This window comes from Kitasatospora sp. NPDC088548, assembly GCF_044753005.1.
In the GTDB taxonomy this organism is placed as follows: Bacteria; Actinomycetota; Actinomycetes; order Streptomycetales; family Streptomycetaceae; genus Kitasatospora.
In genome coordinates this window covers 182,565-208,139 of sequence record NZ_JBIVMI010000007.1, presented here as the reverse complement: position 1 = coordinate 208,139, position 25,575 = coordinate 182,565, and the positions used below count along the sequence as shown (strand labels likewise).

33 protein-coding genes are annotated in these 25,575 nt (G+C 70.8%); 17 read left to right on the top strand and 16 right to left on the bottom strand.

Annotated elements, in window-relative coordinates:
• Positions 1–172 precede the first annotated feature (172 nt).
• A complete protein-coding gene (ssuE, locus tag ACIP82_RS12490) occupies positions 173–727 on the bottom strand; it encodes an NADPH-dependent FMN reductase (protein ID WP_400653280.1) in 555 nt (184 codons plus the stop codon).
• A 137-nt stretch (positions 728–864) separates the two neighbouring features.
• Complete coding sequence (locus tag ACIP82_RS12485) at positions 865–942, bottom strand: putative leader peptide (protein WP_359810240.1); 78 nt, start codon at positions 940–942, stop codon at positions 865–867.
• Between the two features lie 249 nt (positions 943–1,191).
• Between ACIP82_RS12485 and ACIP82_RS12480 the strand changes: the two genes are divergently transcribed.
• Together ACIP82_RS12480 and ACIP82_RS12475 are read left to right on the top strand one after the other, a co-directional pair.
• On the top strand, positions 1,192–2,574 hold the full coding sequence (locus ACIP82_RS12480) for an LCP family protein (protein ID WP_400653278.1): 1,383 nt from the start codon (positions 1,192–1,194) through the stop codon (positions 2,572–2,574).
• A gap of 64 nt (positions 2,575–2,638) precedes the next feature.
• Positions 2,639–3,100: a hypothetical protein gene (locus ACIP82_RS12475; protein WP_400653276.1), complete on the top strand. Its 462-nt coding sequence runs from the start codon at positions 2,639–2,641 to the stop codon at positions 3,098–3,100.
• A 115-nt stretch (positions 3,101–3,215) separates the two neighbouring features.
• On the opposite strand, the gene ACIP82_RS12470 is transcribed toward ACIP82_RS12475, so the two are convergent.
• Complete coding sequence (locus ACIP82_RS12470) at positions 3,216–3,506, bottom strand: hypothetical protein (protein ID WP_363613157.1); 291 nt, start codon at positions 3,504–3,506, stop codon at positions 3,216–3,218.
• A gap of 634 nt (positions 3,507–4,140) precedes the next feature.
• Here ACIP82_RS12470 and ACIP82_RS12465 point away from each other — a divergent pair.
• Entirely contained in the window at positions 4,141–8,133 is a 3,993-nt protein-coding gene (locus tag ACIP82_RS12465) for a Pls/PosA family non-ribosomal peptide synthetase (protein WP_400653274.1), read from the top strand.
• A gap of 136 nt (positions 8,134–8,269) precedes the next feature.
• On the opposite strand, the gene ACIP82_RS12460 is transcribed toward ACIP82_RS12465, so the two are convergent.
• On the bottom strand, positions 8,270–8,773 hold the full coding sequence (locus ACIP82_RS12460; protein ID WP_363605790.1) for a MarR family transcriptional regulator: 504 nt from the start codon (positions 8,771–8,773) through the stop codon (positions 8,270–8,272).
• 85 nt (positions 8,774–8,858) lie between these two features.
• On the opposite strand from ACIP82_RS12460, the gene ACIP82_RS12455 reads away from it, so the two are divergent.
• Positions 8,859–9,365, top strand: coding sequence for a cupin domain-containing protein (locus ACIP82_RS12455; protein ID WP_063352400.1), 507 nt, complete (start codon positions 8,859–8,861; stop codon positions 9,363–9,365).
• Between the two features lie 44 nt (positions 9,366–9,409).
• Positions 9,410–9,823 carry a RidA family protein gene (locus ACIP82_RS12450; protein ID WP_400653271.1) on the top strand — a complete coding sequence of 138 codons (414 nt, stop codon included), beginning with the start codon at positions 9,410–9,412 and terminating at the stop codon, positions 9,821–9,823.
• Positions 9,824–9,915: 92 nt separating this feature from the next.
• On the opposite strand, the gene ACIP82_RS12445 is transcribed toward ACIP82_RS12450, so the two are convergent.
• The 4 genes from ACIP82_RS12445 to ACIP82_RS12430 all read right to left on the bottom strand — a co-directional run bounded on the left by ACIP82_RS12445 (position 9,916) and on the right by ACIP82_RS12430 (position 12,796).
• The gene (locus ACIP82_RS12445) at positions 9,916–10,371 is read right to left on the bottom strand and encodes a barstar family protein (protein ID WP_363605787.1); all 456 of its coding nucleotides are present in this window, start codon (positions 10,369–10,371) and stop codon (positions 9,916–9,918) included.
• Positions 10,372–10,411: 40 nt separating this feature from the next.
• Positions 10,412–10,882 (bottom strand): ribonuclease domain-containing protein, encoded by a 471-nt coding sequence (locus tag ACIP82_RS12440; RefSeq protein WP_400653269.1) that lies wholly within the window; start codon positions 10,880–10,882, stop codon positions 10,412–10,414.
• 222 nt (positions 10,883–11,104) lie between these two features.
• On the bottom strand, positions 11,105–11,650 hold the full coding sequence (locus tag ACIP82_RS12435; RefSeq protein WP_400653267.1) for a nuclear transport factor 2 family protein: 546 nt from the start codon (positions 11,648–11,650) through the stop codon (positions 11,105–11,107).
• A 243-nt stretch (positions 11,651–11,893) separates the two neighbouring features.
• Positions 11,894–12,796, bottom strand: coding sequence for an alpha/beta fold hydrolase (locus ACIP82_RS12430; protein WP_400653266.1), 903 nt, complete (start codon positions 12,794–12,796; stop codon positions 11,894–11,896).
• 73 nt (positions 12,797–12,869) lie between these two features.
• On the opposite strand from ACIP82_RS12430, the gene ACIP82_RS12425 reads away from it, so the two are divergent.
• Positions 12,870–13,508 carry a TetR/AcrR family transcriptional regulator gene (locus ACIP82_RS12425; protein WP_400653264.1) on the top strand — a complete coding sequence of 213 codons (639 nt, stop codon included), beginning with the start codon at positions 12,870–12,872 and terminating at the stop codon, positions 13,506–13,508.
• Between the two features lie 109 nt (positions 13,509–13,617).
• On the opposite strand, the gene ACIP82_RS12420 is transcribed toward ACIP82_RS12425, so the two are convergent.
• A complete protein-coding gene (locus ACIP82_RS12420; protein ID WP_400653262.1) occupies positions 13,618–14,196 on the bottom strand; it encodes a TetR/AcrR family transcriptional regulator in 579 nt (192 codons plus the stop codon).
• A 91-nt stretch (positions 14,197–14,287) separates the two neighbouring features.
• Between ACIP82_RS12420 and ACIP82_RS12415 the strand changes: the two genes are divergently transcribed.
• Positions 14,288–14,734, top strand: coding sequence for an anthrone oxygenase family protein (locus ACIP82_RS12415; protein WP_400653260.1), 447 nt, complete (start codon positions 14,288–14,290; stop codon positions 14,732–14,734).
• Between the two features lie 388 nt (positions 14,735–15,122).
• Here the strand turns inward: ACIP82_RS12415 and ACIP82_RS12410 are convergent, their stop codons facing one another.
• Positions 15,123–15,848, bottom strand: a complete 726-nt coding sequence (locus ACIP82_RS12410) for a dienelactone hydrolase family protein (protein WP_400653258.1) — start codon at positions 15,846–15,848, stop codon at positions 15,123–15,125.
• A gap of 89 nt (positions 15,849–15,937) precedes the next feature.
• Here ACIP82_RS12410 and ACIP82_RS12405 point away from each other — a divergent pair, with 89 nt between their 5' ends.
• Positions 15,938–16,069, top strand: coding sequence for a hypothetical protein (locus ACIP82_RS12405; protein ID WP_400653257.1), 132 nt, complete (start codon positions 15,938–15,940; stop codon positions 16,067–16,069).
• A gap of 120 nt (positions 16,070–16,189) precedes the next feature.
• On the opposite strand, the gene ACIP82_RS12400 is transcribed toward ACIP82_RS12405, so the two are convergent.
• From ACIP82_RS12400 to ACIP82_RS12385, 4 genes are read right to left on the bottom strand one after another with little or no spacing between them, the layout of a single operon-like run.
• Positions 16,190–16,369: a hypothetical protein gene (locus tag ACIP82_RS12400; RefSeq protein ID WP_363605773.1), complete on the bottom strand. Its 180-nt coding sequence runs from the start codon at positions 16,367–16,369 to the stop codon at positions 16,190–16,192.
• Positions 16,366–16,608, bottom strand: coding sequence for a hypothetical protein (locus tag ACIP82_RS12395; RefSeq protein ID WP_400653255.1), 243 nt, complete (start codon positions 16,606–16,608; stop codon positions 16,366–16,368). The genes ACIP82_RS12400 and ACIP82_RS12395 overlap by 4 nt, the downstream gene beginning before the upstream one ends.
• Complete coding sequence (locus ACIP82_RS12390) at positions 16,596–16,859, bottom strand: hypothetical protein (protein WP_363605770.1); 264 nt, start codon at positions 16,857–16,859, stop codon at positions 16,596–16,598. Before ACIP82_RS12390 ends, ACIP82_RS12395 begins: the two co-directional genes overlap by 13 nt.
• Positions 16,856–17,233, bottom strand: a complete 378-nt coding sequence (locus ACIP82_RS12385) for an ATP-binding protein (RefSeq protein ID WP_400653253.1) — start codon at positions 17,231–17,233, stop codon at positions 16,856–16,858. Before ACIP82_RS12385 ends, ACIP82_RS12390 begins: the two co-directional genes overlap by 4 nt.
• 312 nt (positions 17,234–17,545) lie before the next feature.
• Here ACIP82_RS12385 and ACIP82_RS12380 point away from each other — a divergent pair, with 312 nt between their 5' ends.
• From ACIP82_RS12380 to ACIP82_RS12360, 5 genes are all read left to right on the top strand, one after another.
• Entirely contained in the window at positions 17,546–18,406 is an 861-nt protein-coding gene (locus ACIP82_RS12380) for a helix-turn-helix domain-containing protein (RefSeq protein WP_400653251.1), read from the top strand.
• 1 nt (position 18,407) lies between these two features.
• Entirely contained in the window at positions 18,408–18,611 is a 204-nt protein-coding gene (locus tag ACIP82_RS12375; RefSeq protein ID WP_400653249.1) for a DUF397 domain-containing protein, read from the top strand.
• A gap of 176 nt (positions 18,612–18,787) precedes the next feature.
• Positions 18,788–18,991, top strand: coding sequence for a DUF397 domain-containing protein (locus ACIP82_RS12370; RefSeq protein WP_400653247.1), 204 nt, complete (start codon positions 18,788–18,790; stop codon positions 18,989–18,991).
• 173 nt (positions 18,992–19,164) lie between these two features.
• A complete protein-coding gene (locus ACIP82_RS12365; RefSeq protein WP_400653245.1) occupies positions 19,165–19,368 on the top strand; it encodes a DUF397 domain-containing protein in 204 nt (67 codons plus the stop codon).
• Positions 19,369–19,454: 86 nt separating this feature from the next.
• Positions 19,455–19,766 (top strand): hypothetical protein, encoded by a 312-nt coding sequence (locus ACIP82_RS12360; protein ID WP_400653243.1) that lies wholly within the window; start codon positions 19,455–19,457, stop codon positions 19,764–19,766.
• 56 nt (positions 19,767–19,822) lie between these two features.
• Here ACIP82_RS12360 and ACIP82_RS12355 read toward each other — a convergent pair whose 3' ends face one another.
• The gene (locus ACIP82_RS12355) at positions 19,823–20,944 is read right to left on the bottom strand and encodes a catalase family protein (protein ID WP_400653241.1); all 1,122 of its coding nucleotides are present in this window, start codon (positions 20,942–20,944) and stop codon (positions 19,823–19,825) included.
• 350 nt (positions 20,945–21,294) lie between these two features.
• Between ACIP82_RS12355 and ACIP82_RS12350 the strand changes: the two genes are divergently transcribed.
• The 3 genes from ACIP82_RS12350 (at position 21,295) to ACIP82_RS12340 (ending at position 24,161) form a co-directional block, all read left to right on the top strand.
• Positions 21,295–21,975 (top strand): GAP family protein, encoded by a 681-nt coding sequence (locus tag ACIP82_RS12350; RefSeq protein WP_363605759.1) that lies wholly within the window; start codon positions 21,295–21,297, stop codon positions 21,973–21,975.
• A gap of 147 nt (positions 21,976–22,122) precedes the next feature.
• Entirely contained in the window at positions 22,123–22,695 is a 573-nt protein-coding gene (locus ACIP82_RS12345) for a hypothetical protein (RefSeq protein WP_400653239.1), read from the top strand.
• A gap of 83 nt (positions 22,696–22,778) precedes the next feature.
• Entirely contained in the window at positions 22,779–24,161 is a 1,383-nt protein-coding gene (locus tag ACIP82_RS12340) for a Dyp-type peroxidase (RefSeq protein WP_363605755.1), read from the top strand.
• Between the two features lie 260 nt (positions 24,162–24,421).
• Here the strand turns inward: ACIP82_RS12340 and ACIP82_RS12335 are convergent, their stop codons facing one another.
• Complete coding sequence (locus ACIP82_RS12335) at positions 24,422–24,949, bottom strand: transposase (RefSeq protein WP_400653237.1); 528 nt, start codon at positions 24,947–24,949, stop codon at positions 24,422–24,424.
• Between the two features lie 55 nt (positions 24,950–25,004).
• On the opposite strand from ACIP82_RS12335, the gene ACIP82_RS12330 reads away from it, so the two are divergent.
• The gene (locus ACIP82_RS12330; protein WP_363605751.1) at positions 25,005–25,514 is read left to right on the top strand and encodes an inclusion body family protein; all 510 of its coding nucleotides are present in this window, start codon (positions 25,005–25,007) and stop codon (positions 25,512–25,514) included.
• Positions 25,515–25,575 lie beyond the last annotated feature (61 nt).

The following is a 25,575-nucleotide window of genomic DNA, read 5'->3' as shown; positions in this document are numbered from 1 at the left end:
CGTGCGCTTCACTCATGTCGGCGGCCGGCCCGGGCGCCCCCCCCCCCCGGGGGGGCCGCCCCCCCCCCCCGGGGGTTGGGGGGGGGGGGGGGGGGGCCCGGGGGGGGGGGGGCGCCGCCCCTCCTCAGGGTCGGCCCGTACGGGAGAATTCCTGACGGCGCGTCAATTCTCCTCAGGCGGTGAGGGCGGGTGCGGCGAGCCGCTCCAGCGCGGTCGCGAACGCCTCGACCACCGGCGTGAGCAGCACGTCCGTCTCCCGCTCGATGGTGGTGCCGCCGTCCTCCCCGACGGCGATGTGGCGGTCGAGCACGAACCAGCCCTGGGTGATGTGGCCGGCGCCCATCGAGCTGAGCACCGGGCGCAGCGCGTAGTCCACCGCCAGCACGTGCGCGGCGGAGCCGCCGGTGGCCAGCGGCAGGACGGCCTTGCCGGTCAGCGCGTACTGCGGCAGCACGTCGAGCAGGGTCTTCAACAGGCCCGAGTAGGCCGCCTTGTAGACCGGGGTCCCGATGACCACGCCGTCCGCCCGCGCGAACAGTTCGGTGGCCGCGACTATGTCGGGGTGGGAGAAGTCCCCCGAGAGCAGGGCGTGCGCGGGCAGGCTGCGCACCTCGAACGGGACGACGTGGTGGCCCCGGGCTTCGAGCCGCGCGTCGACGTGGCGCAGCAGGCGGGTGGTGCGGGAGGTCGCGGACGGGGAGCCGGAGACGGACAGGACGGTGGCCATGGGGTTCACCTCGGGGCAGGAAGCGGGGACGGCGCTACGACGGCGGAGCGTCGGGAAGGACGGAAACGGCGCAACGCTGAAGCCGCCGCAAGGCGGCGGCGGAGCGGGGAGGACGGAGAGGGTTCGACGGGCGCGCGTCAGCCACGACAGAGGGAGCAGGACACACGCTGAAGGTCGACGTGACGCCGACGCGTGAGAGTCCATCGCTGATCCATGGCAGTCATGCAAACACGCAGCGTTCCGGCCGGTCAAGGATCGTTCCGGCTGGTGAACACAGGGTGAGACGCATGGTGAGACGGCCGCGGCCGCACCGGGCCGGGCCGCGGACCCGGTCGGGGCCCGGCCGCGGGCGCTTCGGGACGATGCGGTGGAACGATCCGGCCCGTGCATCAAAACCGCTACAAGGGGCCTGGTGGGGGCCCCGGGGGGAGTCACCGCGGCCGGCGTCGGGCATCCTCTCCCACATGAACACGTGGCAGGAGGGCCGCCCGGGGGGCGGCGGGAACCCGTACGGCGGCGGCAACGGTGGTGGCGGCGGCGCGTACGGGCGCGGCGGCGGCTCGGGGGCCGAGCCGCCGCTGCCGTCGTCGCTGAACCCGCGCGGCCCGGGCGCTCCGGCGCCGCGCCGGCCGCAGCCGTCCGGGCAGCCGGCCCGGACGCCCGCGCAGTCGCCGGGGGCCCCGCAGGGCTACGGGCCGCCGCCGCAGGGGTACGGGCAGCCGGCCCGGCCCGGGGGCGTACCGCCGCAGGGTCCGGGGGCGCCCGGCCGGCCTGGTCCGGGCGGCCCGGGCGGCCCGGGCGGGCCCGGCGGTCCGATAACCCCGGGCGGCACCCGGCCGCCCGCCACCCCTGGCCCGTCGCGCTGGCCCCGGCGCCGCATCGTCAAGTGGTCGGTCTTCGGCGTCCTGACCGCCCTGATGGTCACCTCGGTCTCCACCTGGTTCTGGGCCGACTCCAAGCTGAACCACGAGAACGTGCTCGCCGACTACCCCGGCCGCCCGGCCGCCGGGAAGGGCACCAACTGGCTGATCGTCGGCTCCGACAGCAGGGACGGCCTCTCCGACTCCCAGGAGGAGGACCTGCACACCGGTCACGCGGGCGGCAAGCGCAGCGACTCGATGATGATCCTGCACGTCGGGGACAACGGGAACACCCTGATGAGCATCCCCCGGGACTCCTGGGTGCCGATACCGGAGCACCCCGGCGACAACGGAAAGACCGTCAAGTCGTCGACGGCGAAGATCAATTCGGCCTTCGCGGCCGGTGGCGGCAGGCTGCTCACCCAGACCGTCGAAACGAACACCGGCATCCACATCGACCACTACGCCGAGATAGGCTTCGCCGGCTTCGTCGGCATCGTCGACTCGATCGGCGGCGTGGACATGTGCATCGAGCAGGACGTCAAGGACAAGGACTCCGGCCTCGACCTCAAGGCCGGCTGCCAGAACCTCACCGGCACCCAGGCCCTCGCCTTCGTCCGTCAGCGCCACCAGATGGCCGACCAGGACCTCGGCCGCATGCGCAACCAGCAGAAGTTCCTCGGCGCCCTCGCCAAGCAGGCCGCCTCCCCCCTCACCGTGCTCAACCCGTTCACCTTCTACCCGCTGGTGGACTCCGGCCTCGGCACCCTGATCGTCGACGACGACGCCGGTCTGACCGACCTCGGCTCCCTCTTCCTCGCGATGAAGGACGTCAACGGCGGTGACGGCAGGAGCATCACCGTCCCGATCGCCGACCCGAACTACCGCACCAACACCGGTGAGTCCGCGGTCAAGTGGGACACCGCCAAGGCCAAGCAGGTCTTCGACGCCTTCAAGAACGACACGGCGGTCCCCGAGTTCAAGTGACCGCTCCCGGGTCCGGGTGACCGGCAGACGTGACGCCGGGTGACCGCACGGACACAATGGGTGGATGTCTCTCGTCACCGCGCTCATCTACCGCCGCCGCCACCGCCTCCTGGGCCGCCTGGTCCAGGAGGCGCTCGCCCTGTACGGGGTGGAGGTGCCCGCGGCGGTCGACATCGGGCCCGGGCTGGCGGTGTTCCACCGCGGCTTCGGCACCGTCCTGCACCCGTACACCACGCTCGGCGCCGGTGTGACGCTCTACAACGGCGTGACGATCGGCCGGGCCGACCCGTGGGTGCCGCAGGAACTCAGCGCGATGCGGCGGGTGGTGGTCGAGGACGGCGCGGTGCTGTGCGCGGGCGCCAAGGTGGTGTGCAAGGCGGGCGTGCTGACCGTCGGCGCCGGCACCGTCGTCGGCGCCAACGCCGTCCTCACCCGCTCCACCGGCCCCGGCGAGATCTGGGCGGGCGTCCCGGCCCGCAAGGTGGGTGTACGCGAAGGGGTCTGGGCCCCGGCCGCCACTCCCTGACCGCACCCCGCGCCCCGGGCCGGCCCGCACGGGACGGTCGGCATGCGGCGGGGCGGGCCCACCCCAGCGGACCCGCCCCGATCACCGGACGCGGCCTCGGACCCGAGGCCCGGGGTCACTTGATGTAGACGCTGGCCCCGAACTCGAAGGTGCGCTCCTCGCCCGGGCGGACGATGCCCAGCACCCGGCCCCGGCAGTCCGCGTGCTCGTAGACGTAGGCGACCTCGTTGGTGTCGTTGGTGACCGACAGCGGCCAGCGCTCGCTGTCGTAACAGCCGCTCGGGTTCTGGTACCGGTGGCCGCTGACGTACAGGTTGCCCGACGCGGCGAGGGCGGCGGCGGGGACGGCCAGGGCCATCGCTCCGGCCGCGGCGAGGGTGGCGCACACGGTTGCGAGACGTCGCATGGTCGATACCTCCGGGGAAGGGGTGACGAAGGAACGGGGGCTCCCGTCTTCGTGGCAGTCCGTACCCGGGTCGCCACGTTCCGAAAGCACAGGTCACCCGCACGCGCATCTCGAACCCGGGGACGTACGGCCGACCGGCCCACCGGCGGCGCCCAGCCAGTGCCCAGGCGGTGCCCAGCCCGTGCCCAGGGAGGGATTACCGGCTGGTCCGTATGCAATTCACCAAAACGGGGGAATTGCTTATCCAGAAGTTTGCCGAGTTCCCGGGTGACCGTCCGGACGGCCAATCGGCCTAACCCTCCACCTGTGCGGGGAATGTGAACTTCCATTCGATTTTTCGTGCGGTTCCAGTGTGTCGTCCGCGTGTTCACACGCCGAAACACGGTCCCCACCTGCGGATTCACCAATTCGGCCGAGTGGCCGACTCCCCCAGGCCAATGGTCGGGATGGATGATGAGAATTTCCTTTGGTCTCGCCATTTCCGCATCCGCGCACGCCCGGGGCGAGTCATGGTGAATGGGCGCGGCATCCGTCCGACTACCCCCATCGAGATCGTCGCGCGCTGCCGCTCCCGTGCGGGGGAACGGCTCATCCGCGTCGTCATTCTGTACACGGATCTGAGGAAGAAACTCCTATGGACGCACACGAGAACACGGGCGGGGCGGGCACCTTGCGCCGACCCGCGCCGGGCCGTGCAGCCGGCTGGCCGGTGGCCGAAGCGCCGGAGCCCCGCAGCCTGCTGGACATCCTCGCCAGAACCGCCGGAACCCACCCGCACGCGCCGGCGCTGGACGTCGGCGGAACGGCCCTCGACTACCGGGCGCTGCTGCACGAGGTCGAGCGGTTCGCCGACCGGCTGGCCGCGCACGGCATCGGCACCGGCGACCGGGTGGGCGTCCGGGTCCCCTCGGGCACCGCCGACCTGTACGTGGCGATCCTGGCCGTGCTGCGGACCGGCGCCGCCTACGTCCCGGTCGACGCCGACGACCCGGACGAGCGGGCCGAGTTGATCTGGCAGGACGCCCGGGTCTGCGCGGTGATCGGTGCGGGCAGGCAGCTGACCGCCGATCTGCGGTGCGCGCCCGGCGGCCGGCCCGGACGCCCCTCCCCCGCCGACGACGCCTGGATCATCTTCACCTCCGGCACCACCGGCCGGCCCAAGGGCGTCGCGGTCACCCACCGCTCGGCCGCGGCCTTCGTGGACGCCGAGGCCCGGATCTTCCTGCGGGAGCGCCCGCTCGGCCCCGGCGACCGGGTGCTGGCCGGTCTCTCCGTCGCCTTCGACGCCTCCTGCGAGGAGATGTGGCTGGCCTGGCGGCACGGCGCCTGCCTGGTGCCCGCGCCCCGCTCGCTGGTCAAGGCCGGGACGGACCTCGGCCCGTGGCTGGTCGAGCGCGGCATCACGGCGGTCTCCACCGTGCCCACCCTGCTGGCGCTCTGGCCCGACGAGTGCCTGGACGCCGTCCGGCTGGTCATCGTCGGCGGCGAGGCCTGCCCGGCCGAGCTGGTCGAGCGGCTGGCCGCGCCCCACCGCGAGTTCTGGAACACCTACGGCCCCACCGAGACCACCGTGGTCGCCACCGCCGCCCGGCTGCTGCCCGGCGAGCCGGTGCGGATCGGCGCCCCGCTGGACGGCTGGGAGATCGCCGTGGTGGACGCCACGGGCCACCCGGTGGGCTGGGACGAGACCGGCGAGCTGCTGATCGGCGGCGTCGGCACCGCCCGCTATCTGGACCCGGCCAAGGACGCCGAGAAGTTCATCGCGCATCCGCGGCTCGGCAGCGCCCGGGTGTACCGCAGCGGCGACCTCGTCCGCAACGACCCGCGCGGCCTGGTCTTCGTCGGCCGCGCCGACGAGCAGGTCAAGCTGGCCGGCCGCCGGATCGAGCTCGGCGAGGTGGACGCCGCGCTCCAGGCGCTGCCCGGGGTCCGGGCGGCCGCCGCCGCGGTGCGGACCACCCCGGCCGGGGGCCAGCTGCTGGTCGGGTACCTGGTACCGGGCCCGGGCGGCACGCTCGACCTCGCCGCCGCCCGCCGCACCCTGCTGGAGCGGCTGCCGCAGTCCCTGGTACCGGTGCTGGCGGTGCTGGACGACCTGCCCACCCGCACCTCCGGCAAGGTCGACCGGAACGCGCTGCCCTGGCCGCTCGCCCCGGCCGGCCCGCAGCCGGAGGCCGGGCCCCGCCCGGACGGCACGGCCGGCTGGCTGGCCGGGCAGTGGGAGGCGCTGCTCGGCCAACCCGTGGGCGCCGACGGCGACTTCTTCGCCCTGGGCGGCACCAGTCTGGCCGCCGCCAAGCTGGTCTCCGTGCTGCGCGCCCGTTACCCCGACGTCTCGGTCGCCGACCTCTACGCCCACCCCACCCTGCCCGGTCTCGCGGCCCGGCTGGACGAGCTGGGCGGCGGTCCGCACGAGGAGCGCCGGGTGCGCCCCACCCCGCTGCGCGCGGGTCTCTGGCAGACCCTGGTGCTGGCCGCGCTGTTCACCCTCGGCGGGCTGCGCTGGGTGCTGGCCCTGGCCGCGCTCGACAACCTGACCGGGGGCAACCTGACCTGGGCCCCGAAGACGTCCTGGTGGCTCGTCATCACCGGGCTGCTGCTGCTCTCCAGCGCGCCCGGCCGGATGGCGCTCGGCGCCGGTACCGCCCGTCTGCTCACCGCCGGTCTGCGGCCCGGGAGTTACCCCCGGGGCGGCGCCGTCCACCTGCGGGTGTGGACGGCCGAGCGGGCGGCGGTCGCGTTCGGGGTGGCCGGTCTCTCCGGCACACCGTGGGCCCGGCACTACGCGCGGGCCCTGGGCTGCGAGGTCGGCGAGGGCGTGGATCTGCACACCCTGCCGCCGGTGACCGGCCTGGCCCGGCTGGGCGCGGGCTGCACCGTCGAGGGCGAGGTCGACCTGGCCGGCTGGTGGCTGGACGGCGATGTGCTGCACCTCGGAACGGTGGAGATCGGCGAGGGCGCCCGGATCGGCACCCGGTCCACCCTGATGCCCGGCGCCCGGGTCGGGGCCGGTGCGGACATCGCCCCCGGCAGCTGCGTCCTGGGCGTCGTCCCGGCGGGCGGGTTCTGGCACGGCTCCCCCGCCCGGCCCAGCACCGAACCGCGCCCGGCCTGGCCCGCGCCGAACGGGCCGCGGCTGCGCCGCCGCGCCCGTTCCCGCCGCTGGGACCTGGCGTACGGGCTGGGGCTGCTCGGCCTCGGCCTGCTCCCGGTGGTCGCCGCCGCCCCCGCGCTCGTCCTGCTCTACTCGATCATCGACGGTGACCGCACGCTCGGCGGCGCGCTGATCCAGCTCCTGCCCGCCAGCGTGCTGCTGACCGTGGTGACGGTCGCCTGCTACGCGGGACTGGTGGCGCTGCTGGTCCGGCTGTTCAGCCGGCCGATCCGGCCCGGCTTCCACCCGGCGCACGGCAAGGTGGCCTGGTGCGTCTGGGCGGTCAGCCGGCTGACCGACACCGCGCGCCGCTCGCTCTTCCCGTTCTACGCGAGCCTGTTCACCCCGGTCTGGCTGCGGATGCTCGGCGCCAAGGTCGGCCGCCGGGTGGAGGCCTCCACCGTGCTGGCGCTGCCCGGGCTGATGCAGGTGGACGACGGCGCGTTCCTGGCCGACGACACCCTGATCGCGCCGTTCGAGCTGCGCGGCGGCTGGCTGCGGGTCGGCCCGGCGCGCGTCGGGCGCCGCGCGTTCGTGGGGAACTCCGGCATCGTCGGCCCCGGCCGCACCCTGCCCGACCACGCCCTGGTCGGCGTCCTCTCGGACGCGCCGGTGCGCAGCCAGCCCGGCTCCTCCTGGCTGGGCCGCCCCGGTTTCGCCCTCCCCCGGGTGGCGGACGCGGGCGAGGACAGCCGCACCTACAACCCGCCGCGCCGGCTGGTGCTGGCCCGGGCGGCGGTGGAGCTCTGCCGCTTCATCCCGCTGGCGCTCGCCGTCGTCCTCGGCAACCTGGTCTTCGGTGCGCTCCAGGAGCTGCGGGACCGCTACGGGCTGGCCGTCTCGCTGGCCGGTGGCGGCGTGGTGCTGATCGCCGCCGCGATCGCCGCCTGCCTGGTCACCACGGTGGCGAAGTGGCTGCTGGTCGGGCGTTTCAAGGCCGCCGAGCACCCGCTCTGGTCCAGCTTCGTCTGGCGCAACGAGCTGTACGACACCTTCGTGGAGGATCTCGCCATGCCGTGGGGCGGTCAGACGCTGACCGGCACGCCGTACCTCAATTTCTGGCTGCGGAGCCTGGGTGCCGAGATCGGCCGCGGGGTCTGGTGCGAGACGCACTGGCTGCCGGAGAGCGACCTGGTCGCGGTCGAGGCGGGCGCGAGCGTCAACCGGGGCACGGTGCTGCAGACCCATCTGTTCCACGACCGGGTGATGCGGCTGGACGCCGTGCGGCTGCGGGCGGGCGCCACCACCGGCCCGCACAGCATCGTGCTGCCGGGCTCGACGCTGGGCGCCGGCACCACGGTCGGGCCCGCCTCGCTGGTGATGCGCGGTGAGAAGGTCCCGGACGGGGGGCGCTGGCTGGGCAACCCGATCGCCGCCTGGCCGGCGGCCGCGGCCACCGCCGCGGCCGTGGCGGAACCGCCGGAGACGCCGCGTCGGGCCGCGGCGGAGGCGGAGTACGTCAGGGTGCGGTAGTCGTCACGGACGGCAGGGCGCACCGGGTGTCGGCCGCCGTACGCGTTCCTCGCGTACGGCGGCCGACGGCGTTCCGGGGCGGCCGGGGCCGGTCGCCGGGCCGGTCGCGGGCGGCCCTGGTCATCGGGCGGGGCCGTCAGGACGCCGGGCTCTCCGCGCCCTCGACGTCGGCGAGCAGTTTGCGCAGGAGCCCGTCCAGGGCGGCCCGTTCCTCGTCCGAGAGGGCGGAGAGCAGCGCGGTCTCGTTGGCCGCGTGGTCGGTGAAGGCGGCGTCCACGAGGGCGCGGCCGGCCGCGGTGAGGGCGATGCGGACGCTGCGCCGGTCCGCCGGGTCGGTGCGGCGTTCCACCAGGCCCGCCGATTCCAGCCGGTCGATCCGGCTGGTCATGCCGGCCCGCGACATCAGCAGCAGCGCGGCGAGTTCGGAGGGCATCAGTTCGTACGGGGCGCCGGAGCGGCGCAGGGTGGCGAGGACGTCGAACTCGCCGCGCTGGAGACCGTGTTGCTTGAACACCTCTTCGACCGCCCGGCCCGCGAGCAGCGCGAAGCGGCCGAGGCGGCCGACGGTGCCGACCGCCGCCAGGTCGAGGTCCGGGCGCTCCCGGCTCCACTGGTCGAGCATGACGTCCACGTGATCCATAGGGGCATATTATTCGATGGGAGATAGTTAGACGTAGTACTATCAGCCAGGGAACTATCGGAGCGCTCACTGTGGGGAGAGGCCAATGACGTTGATCGGACCGGAAGCCGTGGTGGTGCGGGGCGACGAAGCCGAGACCGTCGGAATGCTCGGCGGCAAGGGGCGGCTGCTGGCGGACTCCAGCGCCACCGGCGGCGCCCTGAGCACCCTGCGCGTCACGCTGGGACGCGGAAAGGACGGCGCCACTCCGCACTACCACGGGGGTTCCTCGGAGCTGTTCTTCGTCGTCGACGGCTCGGCCCAGGTGCTGGTCGGGAACGAGGTGGTCACCGCCCGGAGCGGCGACCTCGTGGTGGTGCCGCCCCATCTGCCGCACGCCTTCGCGGCGGCGCCGGACTCCGGGGCGGACCTGCTGATCGTGATCACCCCCGGGGTGGAGCGCTTCGACTACTTCCGCCTGCTGGAGCGCATCCGCGCGGGCGAGGCGACGGTCGAGGAGCTGCTCGCCAAGCAGGACCTCTTCGACAACCACTTCCTGGAGTCGCCGAGTTGGCGCGACGCCCGGGAGGAAGCCGCCCGGTCCGAGCCGTAGACCGCCCGGCACCGGGCCCGGCCCGACAACAGGGGAGGAACCCCGTGACCGACACCCGCACCATCACCAACCCGCCCGGCCTGCACGACCCGACGCCGTTCGGCTACAGCCACGCCGCCTCCGCGCCCGGCGAACCGGTGTTCATCGGCGGCCAGTACGCCTCCGACGCCACCGGCCAGGTCGTGCCCGGCGACTTCGCCGCCCAGGTGGAGCTCGCCCTCGCCAACCTGCGCACCGCGCTCGCCGGGGTCGGCCTCGGCTTCGAGCACGTCGTCCGGCTCGGCTCGTACATCGTCGACCACGACCTGGAGAAGCTGGCCGTCCTCGGCAGGGCCCTGGCCGGGGCCTGGGGCGACCGGCTGCCCGCGCAGACGCTCAGCGGGGTCGCCTCGCTCGCCCTGCCGGGGATGCTCTTCGAGATCGACGCGGTCGCGGTCCGGCCGGCGGCGGCGGGCTGACCCGCCCACGCGAAGGGGTCCCACCGGTCGGTGGGACCCCTTCGCCGTGCCGCCCTGGTCGGCCCGGCGTCGTTCGAGTCGGCGCAGACCGCTCACATGGCCCGGGTCGCCGCGCGCAGCCGTCGTTCCACGGCGCCGGGGTCGTCGCTGAGGAACAGCACCCGCAGGGACGGGCCCACGTCGGTGGCGGCCGTGTCGAGGACCTGGAGCAGGATCGTCAGCTCGCGGACCGGCTCATCGACGAGGACGGCCTCGGCGCCGCTCACCAGGATCAGCAGCCCGGCCGGGTCCGACTGCCGGGGCGGGTAACGGGTGTCGGCGAGGCATTCCTCGAAGGCGTCCCAGTTGTGGCCGAAGTAGGCCGGGAACGCCAGGGCTTTGGCCCACTCGTTGAACAACTCCGGTTTGGTCCGGCAGAGTTCGCCGCGTACGCGGTGCGAGTGGACGGCGCCGCTGGTGCACGGGTCCGCCAGGCCGGCCCACGGACGGCCCGGCAGGAGGTCCCACCGGGCGGCCGCGAGCAGGTCCAGCGGGGTCGGGTCGGTCATGCGATGGCGCCCGTACGGTCGCGGAGGGCGGTGGTGGCGGTCAGCATCCGCCCGCGATCTCACGGAAGTTGTCGTAGTGGTCGTCGGTGTACCAGACCTGCCGGGTGTCCTCGTCGCGGATGATCCGCTCGGCGTCGCGGTGGGTGGTCGGGGTGGGACGCGGGTTGACATCGTACTCGTGGTACTGGCCACCGGCCGGGAGGTCGCCGCTGCGGTTGCCGTACGGGTTGCCGCCGCGGATGTACTCGGGGCCGGGGATCCGGTAGTCCACCGGCCTGGCGGTGGTGGGCCAGTCGAGGTCGCGCCAGATGGCGCAGGCGCGGCCGACCTGCGCCGGGAGGTCCTCCACCGACAGCGGCGGGTAGATGGCGTCGGCGGGTGCGAGGACTGTGGCGACAGCGGGCGCGGCCGAGGCGGGCAGCGCGGCCGCCGCCGGGAGGGCGGCGAGGGCGAGGGAGAGCACCAGCGCTGCCTTGGCCAGTCGGCCGGCCCGGACGGGGAACGTGGTCATACGGGGGTACCTGCCTTGGGATGGAGGTGGGTTGAGGCCGAGAGAAGGAGTACCGCGCGGGGGTGAAAGCCGGTGGGCGACCACGCCGCGCTCAACGGGCTACCACCCGACCGGGTGATGGGCGGGACACCGGTGACTTCGGCCTGCCACTCCGGGAGACCTCGCTCCCCGGGGGCCGGGGCAGGGTGACGCCTCGCCTTCGGAACGGGGGGGCGGGCGGGATCACCGGAGGCGACCGTCCGGCTGCGGGGAACAGCGGTGCCCCTCGTGGGAGCGTCGGAGACCTGGCGGTTTCCAGACGAATGAGTCCGAAGTCAGGGCTTCAGCGGCGGTCGCCGAGACTGGCGACCACGGCGTCCAGTCGACCCATGGTGTGGGCCACGCCGAGCCCGTCCATGTAGTCGCGGACATGCGGACCCGGAGCACCAGGAGGCCGGGAACGCTGAAGGTCTGGCCGGTGGTGGCCACGGTCCCGGTGACGACCTGCTCGACGGTGATCACCTCGGGGTCGGTGCTCTCGTGCACGGCGACTTCGTGGATCTCCCTCGGCTGCACCGGGCTCGCGCCCCAGGCCGCCCGGTAGCCCGCGCGGACCTCTTCGCTCCCCTGGTAGCGCGCGGGCATGCCGGGGGACAGGAACGGGAACTCGTGGACGGCGTCGACCGCGTACAGATCGGCCAGGTCGTCCGCGGACTTGTCCAGCATCGCCCGCTGGTAGCGGGCCAGGACCTCACGAGGGCCGGGGCTGGTGGAGGTTGTGTCCGGCATGGCGGTCGGGCTCCGTTCGGTCAACGCGCGGCCGGGCTCATACGAGCGACAGGCCGGGACTTCGGGCGTACGGACGTGGCGAAGGCCCCCAAGATCCGGTTGTGACGCCCGACTTGGAGACCCTCTTGACCCCACTTTATGTGAAGGCCGGCGACGGGACCGGAGGAACTCGACGGACGGGACGACCACCCCGGCCCAGCGACTCCGAACTCATCCACCTGGCGGCGAACCGCCCCTGCCCGGCTACTGGCTCCGTGTCTCCTGCCGGCAGGAGGTGATGAACCGCAGCAGGTGTTCATTGACCAGGCCGGGGCGGTCCAGGTTGAGTCCGTGGCCGGCCCGTTGCACGATCTCGGCCCGGACTCCCGGGATCAGCGCGGTGACCCTCTTGAGGGCCTGGCGCGGCCGGAGGAGGGCGCTGCGGCTGCCCAGCAGGACGAGGGTGGGCAGCTCGATGGAGCTCAACTCCGCGTCGGTGAACGGCCTGGCCGCGGGGCGGGTGTTCGGCTTGTAGGTCCGCATGCCCAGCATCAGGGGGGCGATCATCTCGGGCGGTGAGCCGAGTGCGGGGTTGGCGAGCAGGCGCCCCAGCGCGGGGCGGAAGCGCCGTGGGGCGAGCATTCCGAACAGGCCCCCGATCATGTGCGCGTAGAACCGGGCGGGGACCTTCTCGATGCCGCCCGGGTCCAGCGGTGCGATCGAGGCGAGGCGCTCGGGTGCGTGGACGGCCTGATTGAGGGCCAGCCACCCACCGTAGGACAAGCCGACCAGGTGGATCTTTTCCAGTCCGAGGCCGGCGAAGACCTCGCCGAGCCAGGCGGCGTTCTCCCTGGATCCCGTTGCGACGGCGCGCTGAACGCTGCGGCCGGGGTCGTCCAGCGTGTCGATCGCGTAGACCGGGTGGTGCCCGCCCAGGGCGGCGATCTGCGGGTACCAGTTGGACGCGTGTCCGGCGTGGCCGTGCAGCAGCACGATCGGTTCGCCGGTCCCGGGCCCGTAGTGGTGGACGTGGACGGTGCCGTAGGCGGTTTCGACATCGAGTTCCCGGCGGGGGCGCGGCCACAGTTCCATCGCCCGGTCGTATGCCTCAAGGAACTTCGTCCGGGCTTCCTCGCTGACGAAGTGTCCGACGCCTGTCCTGGTCATGATCCCTCCCGGTGCACGAAACAACAGGGCTTGATGGTATGTTTGTACCATAAAAATATTCGAAGGAGGTCCGGTGCCGAAGCTGGTGGATCACGAGGAGCGGCGAGCCCACATCATCGACGCCCTGCTCCGCACGGCGGCGGACACCGGGCTGCATGCCGTCACCATGCGGTCCGTCGCGATCGAGGCGGGCGTCTCGGTGCGGCTCGTGCAGTACTACTTCGACACCAAGGAACAACTCCTGCTCGCCGCGATGACCCGCCTGGCCGTGCGCATGGGCGAGCGGGTCCGCGACCGGGTGAGGACGGCCGGGCCCTCGCCGGCTCCGCGCGACATCGTCGAGGCGGTCCTGCTCGAAGCCGTACCGACCGACGAGGAGAGCCGGACCTTCCACCTCGTCCACACCGAGTACGCGGTGCTCTCCGTCACCGACCCCGCACTCGCCGGCCAGTCGTTCCTCGCGGCGCCCAACGAGATGGAGGACTTCCTGGCCGGCCTCCTGACCGACGCCCGACAGGCCGGCGACACCGATCCGCGGCTGGACGCCCGCCAGGAGGCCGTCGTCCTCATGGCGGCCTCGGCCGGCCTCGGCCTCAGCGTCCTGCTCGGGCAGCGGACGGCGGACGACGCGACCGCCGTCCTGCACTACCACCTCGGTCGGCTCTTCCCCGGTTCGCAGGCCTCCGACGGCCGTGGCACAACAGCCATGTGAATCGAAGCGATCTGCGGCTGCGCCGCGTGGGCGCGAGTGACCAGAAGCGATGCCGTAGGCCGGCAGCCGGGCCGGAAGACCCCGGCTGCCCGCCCGTTCGGACGGTGGGTCAGACCATGGCGAGCCGGTCCACCAGCAGCTCCACCCTCCGCTCGGCGTCCGCCGGCGGCAGCCGTCCCGCCCGGGTCAGGGTGGCCAGCCCGTGCAGGGCCGCCCAGAACACCTCGGTGAACAGTGCCGGGTGGACGCCGTCCCCGGCGACCTCGCCGAGGCTTTCCAGCAGGGCGGCGAAGGCGTCCTTCAGCGGCTCCGGGGTGTCCTCGTGTGCGAACGCCAGGCCGCCGTCGAGCTGGAACATGGCGTCGTAGACCGCCGGGTTGCGCTCGGCGAAGTCGAGGTAAGTGCGGGCGAGGGCGGTGACCCGGGTGCGAGGGCCGTCCGCGGCGGAGGTCGCGGCCCGCAGCGCCGCGGCCATCTCGGCGGCGCCCTCGAGGGCGACGGCGCCGATGATCTCGCGCTTGCCGCGGAAATGGCTGTAGAGGACGGGCTGGCTGTATTCGATGCGCTCGGCGAGCCGGCGGGTGGTGACCGCGTCCCAGCCCTGCTGCTCGGCGAGTTCGCGGGCCGTTGCCACGATGAGGCGTTCGCGCTCCGCCCGTTCGCGCTGCTTGCGTTCCTGTACCGACATGACTCGATCCTAGCATCGCTAGACAAGCAAGCGGCAGCAGAGCTAGCGTTGCCTCATCAGCTAGCATCACTAGATGCCAGGAGGGGTCATCATGCTCAACGCACTCGAGGTGTTCACCACCGTGGTCGTCGGCCTGATGGTGGGGGTGGAGTTCTCCGTCGCCTTCGTCATCAACCCGATCCTCAACGCACTCCCCGGTGACAGTGGCCAACTCGGCCGCGCCCACGGGGCCCGGATGCTCGGCGCCGTGATGCCGGTCTGGTACATCGGCTCGCTCGTCCTCGTCGCGGTCTGGGCCATCGCCGGATGGCACCACCACGGCACCGGCCTCGTCGTCACCGCCGCCGCGCTGCTGATCCTCAGCGTGATCATGTCGCTCCTGCTGCTCGTCCCGATCAACAACCGGGGCAAGACGTGGACCCCCGAGAACCGGCCCGAGGACTGGAAGGAGCAGACGAACCGCTGGAACCGCTTCCACTACGTCCGCGTTGCCGTCATCATCGCCGCCTTCGCCCTGCTGGCCGCCGCCCTCGTCTGAGCCCGCGGGCCAAGACCGCGCAGGTGGTGGCACTTCCTCTACTCCGCGGGCGGTGGCCGACGATTCGCACGGATCCACACCGCCCGCGGAACCCAGGACCCCCTCTACCGGAGGTTCTGCCTCTATCGTGATCGCGACTTCCGCGAAAGCCAGGTCGTTCGAGAACCCCGGGCGACGCCTACGGAGTTGTCGAGGACGCCGACAGCGCCGACACCTTCATCCCGCCCGGCGAGGAACTGGAACCACAGACGCAAGCGTGACCGAGCGCTGTCGCCTTTCGCCTTCACGGCCCGTCACGTGGGTGCCGACTACCGTGATGCAGGGCCTCGGGCTCCATGTCGCTTTCTCCGCTGTCGCGTCATGACGATGGCAGTCCTGACGCCCTGGCTCACTCCGTCACGGGCAGGCACTCGGCGAGCAGGTCGACGACGTCGCGCCAGGCCCGTTGCGCGTGCCGCGGGTGGTGGCCGACGCCGGGGAGCACGGTCTGGTCGACCGGCGGGTGGTGGAAGGCGTGCTGGGCTCCGCCGTAGACCACGAGGCGCCAGTCGACGCCCGCGGCCTGCATCTCGGCGGCGAAGGCGTCCCGTTGCCCGGCGGGCATGATCGGGTCCTCCGATCCGACCCCGGCCCACACGGGGCAACGGATGCGCGCCGCCTCGCCCGGTCGGCCCGTGGTCAGTGCGTTGACCGTCCCGATCGCCCGCAGGTCGACGCCGTCGCGCCCGAGTTCCAGCGCGATGGCGCCCCCGGTGCCGTAGCCGATGGCGGCGATCCGGTCGGGGTCGGTCCGCGGTTCGGCACGCAGCACGTCGAGTGCCGCGTGGCCGATGCCCCGCATCCGGTCGGGGTCGGCGAGCAGCGGGGTCACGTGCGCCAGCATCTCCTGCGGGTCGGTGAACCAGCGCCCGCCGTTGATGTCGAAGGCCAGTGCCACGTAGCCCAGTTCGGCGAGGGCGTCGGCCCGGCGGCGCTGGAAGTCGTTCAGGCCCGGCCCCTCGGGCCCGATCAGGACTGCGGGCCGGCGATCGGCACCGGCGGGGAGCGCGAGGTGCCCGATCATCGTCAGGCCGTCGGCCGGGTATTCGACCGTGTGTGTGGTGACTGTCGTCATGAGACCGGACTGTAGTGATGGTCGGGCCCGGTCGGGCCGGTCTTCGCCGTCGGCGGAACGGCGCGGGTGTGGGCCCGTGGGTGGGCGCGGTGGAAGGCTCTGGTTCCGGCGGAGAGCACACGGGCGAGGTCATCGTCCGCACCTCCCCGGCGAAGCGCGCCAAGTTCCTCCAGGGCGTCGAGGCCGGCGAGTTCGGCCACCACGCCGACCCGGACGCCTGACCCGCACCACCACGAGCACCGCGTCATGAGCCGATCCGCCCGGCTCCGCCATGGCCGTCGGGGCCGGGCGGACGACCGGCGGGCCCCTCGTGGGGCGAGGGGCCCGCTCGACCGGGTGGATCAGACGGGTATGCCGCGGGTGGTGGCTCGGGTCGCGGGCTTGGGGTCGTCGGTGGCCGCCTCCTCGACGTCGTGGACCTTGAGGGCGGTGATGACGCCGAGGACGACGGTGAGGATGGCGAGGGCGAGGAGGACCGCGAAGGCGGTGGCGACGAGGAAGTCGGCGGTGCCGGGCCTCATCGGCGGATTCCGAGGACGCGGGTGCCGAGGTGGGCGGCGAGGCCGTGGAGGAGCTCTTCGGCCTGGTCGCGGGTGAGCGGGAAGGCGAGCTGTTCGCCGGGGCCCGCGTGGACGTCGAGGTCGACGGCCAGGCGGAGCTGGACGGTGGCGTCGGGGACGTGTTCGACGGTGAGGTAGGGGACGGTGGTGCGCTCGACGTGCACGGCCTGGGTGGTGGCGAGGGGGATCACGACTCCCACGGGTCACCGCCCCGCCCGGCGTCGAGGAGGAGGTTCAGGAGGTTGAGGAGAGTGGTGGAGGGCGCGGTGCCGAAGTTGACGAGGACCCGGCCGTCCATGGTCCGGTCCGTGCTGGCGGACGGGAAGATGATGCCGAACTTGCGTCCGCGCTCGTGGACTTCGGCGATCAGGCTGGTGATCTGGGCCTCGGTGTAGACGCGGGTGCGCGGGTCGGTGGGCTTGATCGGGTGGCGGCCGCGGTTGTCGTTCACGCGGCGGCGTCCAGCTCGAACCAGACGATTTTGCCGTTCTTGCGGGGCGTGGTGCCGAAGCGGTGGGTGAGCTCGCGGACCAGGTGCAGGCCCCGGCCGGACTGCGCGTACGGGTCGGTGGGTTCGTGCGGCTCGGGCAGCACGGGGTTGTCGTCGCTGACGCAGACGCGCAGGCTGCGGCCTTCGAGGAGGAGGATGACGACGGTCGGCGCGGGGCTCCCGCCGTGCTTCCACGCGTTGAAGTACAGCTCGTGGAGGGCGAGTTCGGCGTCGTAGATGGCGTCGTCCGGCCATCCGGCGAGGGACATCGCGTCACTCAGCTCCGCGCGGGCAGCGGACCAGTCGGGCGGTTCGGGCAGGTTGAAGGCACGCATGGGAGACCTCCGTGGGGGTTTGGGATGAGTGCGCGTCGGCGGGCTCATCGCCGTGAGCCAGGCCAGGGCGTGACTGGTTGAGGCCACGCGTGGCTGCTCTGCGGTGCCTGGGCAGCAGGTACCTACCGCCCTTGAAGCAGGCATTACTGACGGTGCATCGGGTGCCGACGGAGACTGACGCTACAGCAAGAGTCCCGCATGTGAGACTCATACGCCCAAACATCACCCGTAAGTGGTGACTAGGAGACTCTTGGTGGACCAAAGCTCCCGCCACGCGGCACACTTGCCTCACATCACGTAAGGACGGAACCAATGCCGCCACGCCGACACCCGACGCTGAGGCAACGCCGACTCGGCGCCGAGCTGCGCAGGATCCGCGAGGCTGCGGCACTCAGTGGTCCCCAGCTCGCCAAGATTCTTGACATTGATGTGAGCCAGATCAGCCAGATGGAGAACGGAAAGGCTGGCGTCAGTCGCCAGAGGATCCGAGCAATCGCTGGAGCCTGCAAGTGCCTCAACGATCCACTCATCTACGCACTGGGCAACATGACACAGGACCGGACGAAGGGTTGGTGGGAGGAGTATCGCGGCCTGCTTCACAGCACCTTCCTCGAATCAGCCGAACACGAAGACTTCGCTGCGGGGTCCATGAAGGTATGGTCGACAACATTCCTTCCAGGACTGTTGCAGACCGGCGACTACGCAAAGGGGGTGTTCGGTCGGAAAATCCCAAGCCTCACGGTCCATGAGATCGACCTGCACACTGCCTTCCGAACGCAGCGCAGAAGCATTCTTATGCGGAACCCACAGAAGAAGATCGAGGCATACCTCAACGAGTCATGCCTCCACACGCGGTTCGGCGGCACCAGCGTGCTGCGGCAGCAACTGAACTGCTTGATCGAGGACTCCCATCGGGAGAACATCAGCATCCGCGTGGTCCCCTTCACCGTTCACACCCACCCAGGGCCCACCGAGAGCTTGATCTACAGCTTCGGCGACATTCCCGAGCTTGACACAATTGAAATTGACACCTCTCGAGGCCCCGCTTTCTTCGATTCCCCAAACGAGCTTGAGAGCTATCGAGCCATCTTCAACCGCATCGAGATGGCAGCCCTCAGCGAAGAGGAGTCGCGCAACCTAATCAGCGAGACGGCTCAAAACCTGAAGGATTGAGATGTTGCAGACCGATTGGCAGAAGTCTTCCTTTAGTAGCGCCACCGACACCTGCATGGAAGTACGAACCGCGGGTGAGGTTGTCGAGCTACGAGAATCCGTCACCGGTGACGTCATCGTTCAGACCACTGCGGTGAAGTTCGCCAAGTTCCTCCAGGGCGTCAAGGCCGGCGAGTTCGACCACCACGCCGACTTCAACAGCTAGCCCGCGCCCACCCTGCGGCCCCTCACTCGTCCGAGTGAGGGGCCGCTTCACTTTGTGTATCACACTTGATTCACTACGCACGGTGGCCATAACGTTGCAGCACGCACAGGCCGCTGGGCTCGTGTGATTCCTTGGGCGCTTCATGCCCTGCCCCGCGAGATGCAAAGGATTAAAAGATGATCAGTTCCGACTGGCAGAAGGCTTCCTTCAGTAGCGCCACCGACACCTGCGTAGAGGTGCGCACCGCCGACGGCGTGGTCGAGATCCGCGAGTCCGACACGGCCGAGGTCATCGTCCGCACCACCCCGACGAAGTTCGCCAAGTTCCTCCAGGGCGCCAAGGCCGGCGAGTTCGACCACTACGCCGGCTTCAACAGCTGACCCGCGCCCGCCCTGCGGCTCCTCACTCGTCCGAGTGAGGAGCCGCTCCGTTTGTGTATCACCCTTGATTCACTACGCACGGTGGCTCTAACGTTGCAGCCCGCACCGGGCGCTGGGCTCGTGTGCTCCCTTGGGTGCTTCATGCCCGCCCCAACAACCTTGAAGGGTTAGGGATGTCCGGCATCAACTGGCAGAAATCCTCGTTCAGCGGCTCGGGCAACGACTGCGTGGAGGTGCGCACCGTCGACGGCATAGTCGAGATCCGCGAGTCCGACACGGTCGAGGTCATCGTCCGCACCTCCCCGACGAAGTTCGCCAAGTTCCTCCAGGGCGCCAAGGCCGGCGAGTTCGACCACCACGCCGATCCCAACGCCTGACCCGCACAACGCCCGTGGGCTCCTCACCAACCGGTGAGGAGCCCACGATCAACCCTCACCCCTCCTCGGAAAGGCGCAGCCCCGTCATGTCCGACGCCCCACCCCTCGACATGCTGCTCGCCAACGCCCTGAGCGCCACCCACTACGCCGTCTCCACCGCCTTCACCGCCCACGCCGAACGCCACCACCTCTCCACCCAACTCCCCTCAGCCCCGGATGACTTCGACTGGCCCCAGCTCGAACACTTCATCCACCATCTCGGCTTCGAGGCGGACGAGTCCGACGCCGTCCTCTCCCTCTATCGCCTCCTCACCGCCGTCCAGCGCATCGCCTACCGCGAAGCCGCCGGCCGCAACAGCACCTGGCACCCCACCCGCCTCCACCCCCGCCCCCACTGACACAGGAAGTCGGCCCCTCCGACTTCCCACTTCGTTCAGCTCCGGTAAGGGCCGCTCTACGGCAGCACCTCGTCGGCGCTGCGCGGTTCCGTGCGCTCCTGACGATTGAGCCGGTGACGCACGATGGAGGAGCGGCGGTAGACCTCCTTGCGCGCCCGCATGATGCTGCCGAGGGGCGCGTGTGCGGCCGTCACCCGCCACGGGGTGAAGGAGAGCGCGTCCATCCTCCTGAGGTTGTCCTCGTCCGAGATGTCCTGCTGCGGGAGGCGCAGCCTGGCCACGGTGACGAACGGGGACAGCTGCTCGGGCCACTCGACGGTGACGTCCTCGACCGGCATCCGGTCCAGGCCGGTGCAGAGCTGCACCTGGATGTCGAACGCGTACGGCCGGTCCCGCAGTTCGGAGACGAGAGCCGGCCGGAAGACCTCTGCCGCCGAGGTCAGGTCGAGGGTGCGCTGGACCACCGCGGCGGCGAAGCGGGGGTCGGGGGCGATCCGCACCTTGGCGATGTGGTCACCGTGCCGGACCGCGCCCATCGTCCAGTAGGTCGACAGCAGAATGTTCACCAGGGGCCGCTGTGCCACGGTGAGGAAGGCCAGGAACTCGTCCCACGCCCAATCGTCCTGGTCCAGCGTGCCCATGCCGGTCACGAAGTCGCGGTAGAAGCGATGCCGGCCGGGCGGCCCCGCGGCGAAATAGGTGGGCGCTTCGAGGAAGAGCTCCTGGATGAACAGGTAGTGCTCCACGGTGTTGCAGAAGAAGACCGGCGCGTTGATGAGCGCGTAGTCGAAGGTGCGGGTGTCGGGCTCGTCGTCCAGGAGGGTCGGGCCGCCGACGTCGAAGATCTTGAGCGCCAGTCCGGTCGCGCGGCCGAGTCGCGCGTCGGCTCCGGTATGCGGTGAGCCGTTGGAGAAGCGCAGCAGCGCGTCGTGCCGCCCTGGTGTCGCGTAGATGCCCTGTGCGTACTCGGCGGGGACCCCGTCGAGGATCTCGACTTCTCCCCTGACGAGTCCGTACCCCTTGGCGTGGGCGTCACGCACCGCAAGGCCGGTGCCCTCGGCTGTGACCGACTCGGTGATGTACCGCTCCGTCTTCCCGATCACTGTCCGGAGCTTGTCGTCGAAGTCGGGTTCGGCGACCTCGACGTCCGCGGTGTAGGGGATGAACCGTGATGACATGAGTCGACCACTTCTCATCGGCGGCTCCGCCCGTGAGAGCGGCGCCTGACGTTCGGAGCCGGAGCCGTACGACGCACACGGCCGCCGTCGGCCCGCGGGCTCGGCGATTGCCCGCAACCTCTGGTCACCACCAGCGTAGGCACGGCCGACAGGCTGCCGCGCGGTGAACACGGCCGCCCGGCTCGCCTGTTGTTGATGTCGCGCGGCCTGCCGAGGCGGTCGATGATGTCTGTGGAGGGGTTCTCCACCCGCCCGGCGCGCGTCCGGGTAGCTCACGGAGGAGTTTGGCGGGGGCGGCTCGGCCGAGCCCGGCCGGTCGGTTCATCCCTGATCGCCGCCCGGAGGACGCCATGGGCAAAGTTCTCGGTGATGTGCTGGGCCTGGCGGCCGGTGTCGCGATCAGCCCGCTCCCGATCATCGCCGTCATCCTGGTGCTGGTCACGCCACGAGGACGGCTCAACGGACCGCTGTTCACCATCGGCTGGATCGTGGGGCTCTCCGCGGTGGGCGCGGTGATGCTGGCGATCGGCGGGTCGGGCGGTGCCTCCACCGGGCACCAGCAGCCGGCGGCCTGGGTGGGCGGCCTCAAGACCGGGCTGGGACTGCTGCTTGTGCTGTTCGGTGTGCGGCAGTGGCGTCGGCGCCCCACCGCCGCCATGGAGGCGCAGCTTCCGAAGTGGATGGCGGCGATCGACCGCTTCACACCGATCAAGATCACCGGTCTCGGGCTGGCCCTGTCGGCGGCCAATGTCAAAAACGCCTCGCTGACCATCGCCGCAGCATCCTCGATCAGCGCGGCCGGGCTGCCCGTCGGGCAGCAGGTCGCATCGCTGGCGGTCTTCGTGGTCATCGGATCCCTCGGACTTCTGGCCCCACTCGCGGTCCTGCTGTTCGCGGGCGAGCGGGCGACGAGCGTGCTCAGCAGCTGGAAGGACTGGACCGCCCGGCACAACGCCGCCGTGATGGCGGCCCTGTTCTTCGTCCTCGGGGCGAAACTGCTCGGCGACGGCATCAGCATCCTCGTCTCCTGACCGCGCGGACGGCCGGTGACGGGAATTCCCACTTCCGGCGAATAGACCCCTCACTGGTTGCGGTTGCACGGTCGTTGGGACGGTCATACGTTGGCGAGGCACGAGGATTCGGACTCCGGGAACAGGCGCGAATAAGGAGGGACACCGATGGCTGCGACAGAGACAAGCCAGCCGGAGCGGCCAGGCCTGAAGGATGGGGTGTGCAGCGAATTCACCGTCTGTACCAAGATCAAGCCGGGCCACGCGGATGCGCTGCGCGAGACGCTCGCCAGTATCAGGAACGCGTTCGAGGCGAATCGAGCGGCGCTGCAACAGATCGGCACATTGCACGACGCGCGGCACGTGATATTCGACAACGACACACGGTTCATGTTCGCCAGCGTCTTCGACGGGTCCTGGGACACCTACATCGACGACTTCGCCACGACGGTCGTCGGGAATAACTTCGACAAGGTCTTTTCGCACTCGGAAGGATTCCCCGGCGTTGCCGACCCCAAGGCGAAGGAGTGGTTTGTCGCCCACCAGGCGCCTGCGCTCGCCTTCATCAGTTCCTACCCCGAACTCACCGTCAAACAGATCTGGAAGAACCAACGCGTGAGCGAGGCGTTCCAGGAAGTGCTCGACACCCCCGAGTTCCGGGCGGCGCTCGACAATCCGGCCAACGCGGCACTGCTGGCCACGCCGGCCTTCCAGAAGCTGCTCGACGAAGCCGCGGGCTGAGGCCTGCGAACAGCTCACGCCCTCCGCGGCCCGGCGCCCCGAAACAAATGCCGTGCTGGTGTCTCCCAGCCAGGCTATTACCCATGAAGACCTACCAGGGAGACACCGCAATCATGGACTCGGCGACAAGCAACAGCGTGCCCGGTGTGAGTCTCGATATCGACGACATCCAGAGTGGAGCGCTCCATCCCCGGCCGGCGCCGTACGTGGGCAGGTTCTTCTTCCTCCGCGTCGACGACCGCCATGCCGGGCGTGCCCTGCTGCGGTGGCTGCTCCCGGCGATCGGTGGTGGACTCCCCGGTGCCGACCCGAATCAAGACGCCTGGGTCGCCGTGGCCTTCACCTACCAGGGACTACGAGCCCTCGGGGTACCCCAGGACTCCCTCGACAGCTTTCCCCTCGCGTTCCAGCAGGGCATGGCGGCGCGCGCGGACGTGATCGGCGACACCGGCGAAAGCGATCCGGCCCATTGGGAGCCACCGTTCGGAAGCCCCGATGTTCATATCGTGCTGAGTGCGCTCTCACCCGATGGGGCACGTCTGGAGAACGCGCTGAAGCGAGCCCTCGCCGCCCAGAAGGAGCTGCCCGGTGTCGAGGTGATCTGGCAGCACGAGGTCCACCAGCTCCCCACCGGGCGCACCAACTTCGGCTTTCGCGACGGAATCAGCTATCCGAGCATCGAGGGAAGCGGCATCCCCGGCTCCAATCCCCGGGAAACCCCCGTCAAGGCCGGCGAGTTCATCCTCGGCTATCCCGATGAGACCGGCAATCTGCCGCCCATGCCGCGGCCGGAGGTCCTGGGGCGCAACGGAACCTACCTCGCCCTCCGCAAGCTCCACACCAAAGTGGCCGCCTGGCGCCAGTACTTGCGCGCGAACACCTCCAGCCCCGAGGAGGAGACGCTCCTGGGGGCGAAGATGATCGGGCGCTGGCCGAGCGGGGCGCCGCTGACCCTCTCCCCGGAGCACGATGACGCGGCCCTGGGCGCGGATCCGCGCCGCAACAATGATTTCCTCTACCGGAAAGACGACGACCGCGGCTTCAAGTGCCCTGCCAGTGCGCATATCCGGCGGGTGAACCCGCGCGATTCCACCATTGTCGGGGAGGCCCGGCTGCACCGCATCATCCGCCGCGGCACCAGCTACGGCCCGCCGCTGCCGGAGGGCGTGCTCGAAGACGACGGCGCCGACCGGGGCCTCATCGGGGTCTTCATCTGCGCCCACCTGGACCGGCAGTTCGAGTTCATCAAGTCCGAGTGGGTCAACGACGGCAACTTCATCGGGTACCCGGGCGAAAAGGACCCGGTGGCCGGCCATCACGACGGGACGGGCAGCGTCACCATCCCGGAGCGGCCCATCCGGCGCCGCCTGCGGAACCTGCCGAGCTTCGTCGTCACCCGGGGCGGCGAGTACTGCTTCCTGCCGGGTCTGCGCGCCCTGCGCTGGCTCGCCGAGCTCGAGAACTGAGCGCCCTGACCGATCAGCTCTTCCGTCCCCGGACAGCCGGCCCACTCGGGCAGCGAAGCCCGTCACGTCGGCCCCGTACGGGGCCCGTGATCACCGACCTGCCGTGGCGATCTTGTCGTGGCCACCGTGTCAACAGGTCGAGCAGGCCGGTCGCGGAACGGAAGACGGTAACTCCAAGGGTCTAGGAACTCGGGGTCCGTCTCTGTTTCTTTTGGTGTGTGGACCGCCCGAGGGCCGAAGTGGGCGGGACAGCCCGGCGGTCAGGGCCGCCGCGGTGCCGTTGTCCCTGAACCGCCGTCTCGGTCCCGCCCCGCTTGACCGGGTTCGGTTTCGTCGGACGCTCCGGGGATCCGACAACGGTGCAGCGCGCCGACAACGAAGCGAACCCAGTCCAGTTCCTCGGACTCCCCCGGCCCCTGCTGCGTGACGAGGTGCAACCGCCCCCAGACTCCCGCCCGGCTCCACTGGTTGAAGCGCCGGTAGACCGTCTGCCAGTGCGGGCCGAAGACCGGGGGCAGCTCCCGCCACGTGCAGTTCGCCGTGACCACGAAGACGATCCCGGCCAGCACTTCACGGTCCCCGGCCCTGCGTCGGCCGCCGCCCTGCGGCCGGGCCACCTCCACCGGAGGTACTACCTTCACGAACGATTCCCACAGCTCATCGGGGACCAGGCGTGCAACGAGACTCACCACGCCCTGCTCAAACGACTCGAAGAGCCATAAGAAACGGCACTCGCCGAGCAGCTTCCGAGGCCATGAATAGTGTGATCTTCGAGCGGACTGAGTCATGCCCTTCGGTCTGCCGCAAAGTTCTGACCCCCACGGACACAAGAGGATGGCAGCAATGTCCGAAATCATCAATGTGCTGATCGCGTTCAATGCCGATGACATCATCAAGGACTACCCGAACCCGTCTCAGAAGTCGTCCGACCCGACGCCGATCGACGAGGCCGACAAGTACGTCTACATGATGGTCAAGACGAAGAACGTCTATTCCGGCCAGACCGGCGCCAAGCTGGACATCAGCGCAGAGGTGGGCGACCTGATCCGGTGGCGCGAGACGACCTACTCGTTCGACTCCGAGTACAGCGTCCTGCTCTACCAGTACGAAGGTGACAGCAAGCTCCTCAGCAAGCCCGAACCCACGTCGACCGAGGCCAACCTTCCCTTCCCGACCCCGACCCCGCAGGACTCGGCCCACTTCGACCCCCAGACGGTGACGGGTCACTACTGGTACGCCAACGTGAAAGCCAGCGGCGAGGGCAACTACCACTTCTACTTCCAGCTCATCGACAAGAAGGGGAAGCCGGTGGGTTACTTCACCTGGGACCCCTACCTCCACATCGAGAAGTGAGCCCTCCGCCCGGCCCGGCCGGCTCGTCCGGCCGGGCCGGGCGGCCTACCGGAGCCGTCGG

What these genes read in the sequence shown, in the direction of transcription:
- ssuE (WP_400653280.1), bottom strand. Translation starts at nt 727, where the DNA reads ATGGCCACCGTCCTGTCCGTCTCCGGCTCCCCGTCCGCGACCTCCCGC.
- ACIP82_RS12485 (WP_359810240.1), bottom strand. Translation starts at nt 942, where the DNA reads ATGGATCAGCGATGGACTCTCACGCGTCGGCGTCACGTCGACCTTCAG.
- ACIP82_RS12480 (WP_400653278.1), top strand. Translation starts at nt 1,192, where the DNA reads ATGAACACGTGGCAGGAGGGCCGCCCGGGGGGCGGCGGGAACCCGTAC.
- ACIP82_RS12475 (WP_400653276.1), top strand. Translation starts at nt 2,639, where the DNA reads ATGTCTCTCGTCACCGCGCTCATCTACCGCCGCCGCCACCGCCTCCTG.
- ACIP82_RS12470 (WP_363613157.1), bottom strand. Translation starts at nt 3,506, where the DNA reads ATGCGACGTCTCGCAACCGTGTGCGCCACCCTCGCCGCGGCCGGAGCG.
- ACIP82_RS12465 (WP_400653274.1), top strand. Translation starts at nt 4,141, where the DNA reads ATGGACGCACACGAGAACACGGGCGGGGCGGGCACCTTGCGCCGACCC.
- ACIP82_RS12460 (WP_363605790.1), bottom strand. Translation starts at nt 8,773, where the DNA reads ATGGATCACGTGGACGTCATGCTCGACCAGTGGAGCCGGGAGCGCCCG.
- ACIP82_RS12455 (WP_063352400.1), top strand. Translation starts at nt 8,859, where the DNA reads ATGACGTTGATCGGACCGGAAGCCGTGGTGGTGCGGGGCGACGAAGCC.
- ACIP82_RS12445 (WP_363605787.1), bottom strand. Translation starts at nt 10,371, where the DNA reads ATGACCGACCCGACCCCGCTGGACCTGCTCGCGGCCGCCCGGTGGGAC.
- ACIP82_RS12440 (WP_400653269.1), bottom strand. Translation starts at nt 10,882, where the DNA reads ATGACCACGTTCCCCGTCCGGGCCGGCCGACTGGCCAAGGCAGCGCTG.
- ACIP82_RS12435 (WP_400653267.1), bottom strand. Translation starts at nt 11,650, where the DNA reads ATGCCGGACACAACCTCCACCAGCCCCGGCCCTCGTGAGGTCCTGGCC.
- ACIP82_RS12430 (WP_400653266.1), bottom strand. Translation starts at nt 12,796, where the DNA reads ATGACCAGGACAGGCGTCGGACACTTCGTCAGCGAGGAAGCCCGGACG.
- ACIP82_RS12420 (WP_400653262.1), bottom strand. Translation starts at nt 14,196, where the DNA reads ATGTCGGTACAGGAACGCAAGCAGCGCGAACGGGCGGAGCGCGAACGC.
- ACIP82_RS12415 (WP_400653260.1), top strand. Translation starts at nt 14,288, where the DNA reads ATGCTCAACGCACTCGAGGTGTTCACCACCGTGGTCGTCGGCCTGATG.
- ACIP82_RS12410 (WP_400653258.1), bottom strand. Translation starts at nt 15,848, where the DNA reads ATGACGACAGTCACCACACACACGGTCGAATACCCGGCCGACGGCCTG.
- ACIP82_RS12400 (WP_363605773.1), bottom strand. Translation starts at nt 16,369, where the DNA reads ATGAGGCCCGGCACCGCCGACTTCCTCGTCGCCACCGCCTTCGCGGTC.
- ACIP82_RS12385 (WP_400653253.1), bottom strand. Translation starts at nt 17,233, where the DNA reads ATGCGTGCCTTCAACCTGCCCGAACCGCCCGACTGGTCCGCTGCCCGC.
- ACIP82_RS12380 (WP_400653251.1), top strand. Translation starts at nt 17,546, where the DNA reads ATGCCGCCACGCCGACACCCGACGCTGAGGCAACGCCGACTCGGCGCC.
- ACIP82_RS12375 (WP_400653249.1), top strand. Translation starts at nt 18,408, where the DNA reads ATGTTGCAGACCGATTGGCAGAAGTCTTCCTTTAGTAGCGCCACCGAC.
- ACIP82_RS12370 (WP_400653247.1), top strand. Translation starts at nt 18,788, where the DNA reads ATGATCAGTTCCGACTGGCAGAAGGCTTCCTTCAGTAGCGCCACCGAC.
- ACIP82_RS12365 (WP_400653245.1), top strand. Translation starts at nt 19,165, where the DNA reads ATGTCCGGCATCAACTGGCAGAAATCCTCGTTCAGCGGCTCGGGCAAC.
- ACIP82_RS12360 (WP_400653243.1), top strand. Translation starts at nt 19,455, where the DNA reads ATGTCCGACGCCCCACCCCTCGACATGCTGCTCGCCAACGCCCTGAGC.
- ACIP82_RS12355 (WP_400653241.1), bottom strand. Translation starts at nt 20,944, where the DNA reads ATGTCATCACGGTTCATCCCCTACACCGCGGACGTCGAGGTCGCCGAA.
- ACIP82_RS12350 (WP_363605759.1), top strand. Translation starts at nt 21,295, where the DNA reads ATGGGCAAAGTTCTCGGTGATGTGCTGGGCCTGGCGGCCGGTGTCGCG.
- ACIP82_RS12345 (WP_400653239.1), top strand. Translation starts at nt 22,123, where the DNA reads ATGGCTGCGACAGAGACAAGCCAGCCGGAGCGGCCAGGCCTGAAGGAT.
- ACIP82_RS12340 (WP_363605755.1), top strand. Translation starts at nt 22,779, where the DNA reads ATGAAGACCTACCAGGGAGACACCGCAATCATGGACTCGGCGACAAGC.
- ACIP82_RS12335 (WP_400653237.1), bottom strand. Translation starts at nt 24,949, where the DNA reads ATGACTCAGTCCGCTCGAAGATCACACTATTCATGGCCTCGGAAGCTG.
- ACIP82_RS12330 (WP_363605751.1), top strand. Translation starts at nt 25,005, where the DNA reads ATGTCCGAAATCATCAATGTGCTGATCGCGTTCAATGCCGATGACATC.